Source organism: Acidocella sp. C78 (assembly GCF_907164655.1).
In genome coordinates this window covers 1-3,128 of sequence record NZ_CAJQZK010000106.1, presented here as the reverse complement: position 1 = coordinate 3,128, position 3,128 = coordinate 1, and the positions used below count along the sequence as shown (strand labels likewise).

Annotated in this window: 3 protein-coding genes and 2 pseudogenes; 1 reads left to right on the top strand and 4 read right to left on the bottom strand. The window is 71.5% G+C overall.

The window, feature by feature from the left end; all coding sequences use genetic code 11:
- The 4 genes and pseudogenes from ACIDOCELLA78_RS96720 to ACIDOCELLA78_RS96705 form a co-directional block, all read right to left on the bottom strand.
- Positions 1-196 (bottom strand): annotated as a pseudogene (locus ACIDOCELLA78_RS96720) (hypothetical protein); the annotation flags it as partial.
- Between the two features lie 49 nt (positions 197-245).
- Positions 246-1,010, bottom strand: coding sequence for an SDR family oxidoreductase (locus tag ACIDOCELLA78_RS96715; RefSeq protein ID WP_201729865.1), 765 nt, complete (start codon positions 1,008-1,010; stop codon positions 246-248).
- Positions 1,007-1,381 carry a hypothetical protein gene (locus ACIDOCELLA78_RS96710; RefSeq protein WP_249676895.1) on the bottom strand — a complete coding sequence of 125 codons (375 nt, stop codon included), beginning with the start codon at positions 1,379-1,381 and terminating at the stop codon, positions 1,007-1,009. Before ACIDOCELLA78_RS96710 ends, ACIDOCELLA78_RS96715 begins: the two co-directional genes overlap by 4 nt.
- A complete protein-coding gene (locus ACIDOCELLA78_RS96705) occupies positions 1,378-2,262 on the bottom strand; it encodes a class I SAM-dependent methyltransferase (RefSeq protein ID WP_249676894.1) in 885 nt (294 codons plus the stop codon). The genes ACIDOCELLA78_RS96710 and ACIDOCELLA78_RS96705 overlap by 4 nt, the downstream gene beginning before the upstream one ends.
- A gap of 67 nt (positions 2,263-2,329) precedes the next feature.
- Between ACIDOCELLA78_RS96705 and ACIDOCELLA78_RS96700 the strand changes: the two are divergent.
- Positions 2,330-3,128, top strand: a pseudogene (locus tag ACIDOCELLA78_RS96700) (homoserine kinase); the annotation flags it as partial.

Here is a 3,128-nt window from a genome sequence, read left to right as displayed (position 1 = left end):
CCATGTCGGCCTGGGAGCGGATCCACTTGTCGCGCAGGTCGGCGGCCTCGGCTTCGAGGGCGGCGATCCGCTCGTGGGCGGCGGCAAGCTGCTCAGCCTCGGAGGCGGGCGCCGTATCGCTGCCAGCCGCCAGGGGGTCCGGGCCGTCTTGTGGTCGGGGCCGGCGTTCAGCGTGTCTTCGGTCATGCCGCCGCAATTAGGACACGCCCCCCGCCGGCACAAGGGCGGAAGGCCTCGCCGCCGCGTTATCCGGCGCTGAACGAAACGTCGCGCTGGCGGCGCATCAGGTGCTCGCCGGCATCGACATAGAGCGTGGTGCCGGTGAGCGAGGGGGTCTCGACGATGAAGCGCACGGCGCGGGCGATGTCTTCGGGTTGCGAGCCGCGGCCGAGCGGCGTGGCGCTCTGGCCGCGGCGGAAATTTTCCTCGCTCTGCTTCGCGCCGATCAAGGTGAGGCCGGGGGCGACGCCGCAGACGCGGATCGCGGGGGCGAGGGCCATCGCCAGCATCTCGGTGGCAGCAGCGAGGCCGGCCTTGGCCAGGGTGTAGGAGAAGAAATCGGGGTTGAGATTGGCGAGCTTCTGGTCGAGCAGGTTGACGATCACGCCGGGCCGGCCGGCGAGGCCGGACGCCATGTCGCGCGCGAGCAGCACGGGCGCGGCGAGGTTGGGCGCGATGTGCTCGGCGATCGAGCCGGCGGTGACGCTGGACGCCGAATCGAACTCGAAGCGCGAGGCGTTGTTGACCAGCACGCTGACCGGGCCGGCGAGCGCGGCGGCGCGGCCGATCAGGGTTTCGACCGCGGCGGGATCGGCGAGGTCGGCGGCGAGGACATGCGCCGCCCCGCCCTGCGCGCGCAGTTCGGCGGCGAGGGCTTCGGCCTCGGCGGCGGAGGCGCGGTGGTGGATGACGACCGGGAAGCCGGCCTGCGCCAGGGCGCGGACAATGGCCGCACCCAGTCGCTTCGCGCCGCCGGTGACCAGGGCGGCGCCTTCGAAGGGCGGGCTCACGCGAACAGCGCCGCGTCGAGGGCGGCGGGATCGTCGAGCAGCGCGGTCGGGCGCGGGGCAAGCAGCGCGAACAGGCGCGCGGTGCCGAAGGCGGCGAGATCGGTGTCCATCATCTCCGCGACCATCGCCTCGTAGGTCTCCTCGAGGCGGCGGCTGGCAGGGTCGAGCCCGGAGACCAGCAGGAGGCCGGTGGGCGGCGCATCGAGTGCGAGCAGCCGCAGGTCCGGCCGGTGGCGGTGCAGCAGCACGGCCATCTTCCAGACATCGCCGGCCCACCAGCCGGGCACCACGGCATCGCGGCGCAGCTCGGGGTTCTGGTCGCGCAGCGTGATGCGCGGGTCGATCGGCAGGCAGTCATGCAGCGCGATCACGCTGCGGCGGTGGCAGACATGCTCGTGTTGATGAAGTCGCGCAGCAGAAACTCGAACCGGTGCATGCCATCGAGAAAGGCGAGATCGACCGGGCCGCCGAGAATGGCGAGCGGATCGTGCCGGGCGAAGAAATCGTCGCTGCCGCAGGAATAGAGATGGCAGGCGGGCTTGCCGGCGAGGACGTCGCGGTCGAGCTGGAAATCGGGGTCGATCGCGAGGCTCTCGGCCTCGGCCAGGGCGAGGGATTCGCCGCGCCAGACGCCGATTTCGAGATAGCGGCGCGGGGCGAGCGCGCGGTGCAGCCGGCGCAGGCAGTCGAGATAGTCGGCCCCCGCGTGATGGGCCATGACCTCGGGGGCGGCGATGGTCATCGCGCGCTCCGCGCGGGCGGCGGCGCGCTCGGCCGGGGTGAGCTGGAAGCCGACCAGCACCTGCTGGGCGGCGCTGCGCGGGGCGCGGGGGAAATCGAGCCGGATCGGCTTCGTCGTCGCCACCGCCTGGGTGGCGCCGTGGCGGAAGTCGAAACGGACCGGATAGACCTGCTTGGCGATGATGCGATCCCCCTCGGTGATCGCGACGAAATACGGCAGGGTGAAGCGGTTCTGCCGGGCGGCGACGCCGCGGGTCGCGGCGAAGCCGATGCGGAAGACGACGCGCTCGCCGGCATCGCCATGCGGCGCGCATTTGCCGGCGACACCCGTGACCCACGCATCGACGATCCGCGCCGCGACATCGTCGGCGGCACCGGCGACGCGGACGAGGCGATCGGCCTGTTGCAGCATCGCGACCTGCGGACAGTCGAGCTTCGGGCCCGGCCCGCTGGCGCAGGCGGCAAGACCGAGCGGGGCGAGCAGGGCGGCAAGGCGGGCAATGCGGGTCAACGCTGTCTCCATCCGGTTTGTTAACCCTCCCTTGCCATCAAAACGGCGATCGGTCATCTCCCACCCCATGGCAGTCTATACCGAAGTGACGGACGACGCGCTGGCCGCGTTCCTCGAAGCCTATGACATCGGCCGCGTGGTCGCGTTTCGCGGCATCGCCGAGGGGGTCGAGAACAGCAATTATTCGCTGCGCACCACGGCGGGGGACTTCATTCTGACGCTCTATGAGCGGCGGGTCGATCCGGCGGAGCTGCCGTGGTTTCTCGGCTGATGGAGCATCTCGCGGCGAAGTCCCTGCCCTGCCCGCTGCCGGTGCGCGCGCGCGATGGCGCCAATCTCAACAAGCTGGCCGGGCGGATCGCGGCGATCACCACCTTCCTGCCGGGCGTGTGGCCGCGGCGGCCGACGGTCGCGCATTGCGGCCCGCTCGGCGCGGCGATGGCGCGGATGCACCTGGCCGGCGAGGATTACGCGCCCACCCGCGCCAACGCGCTCGGCCCGCAGGGCTGGTCGCCGCTGCTCGGGCGCTGCGGCGACAGCGGCGATGCGGTGCTGCCGGGCCTGACCGGGGAGGTGCGCGCCGCGCTGGAGGCCACCCTCGCGCCTGGCCGGCGGCGCTGCCGCGCGGGCACATCCATGCCGACCTGTTCCCCGACAACGTGTTCTTCCTCGACCACGCGATTTCGGGGCTGATCGATTTCTATTTCGCCGCGACCGATCTTTACGCCTACGACATCGCGGTGTGCCTGAATGCCTGGTGCTTCGAGCCGGATTTCAGCTTCAACATCACGAAATCCCGCGCGCTGCTGCGCGGCTATCAGGCGGTGCGCCCGCTTTCGGCGGCGAGACCGAGGCGCTGCCGGTGC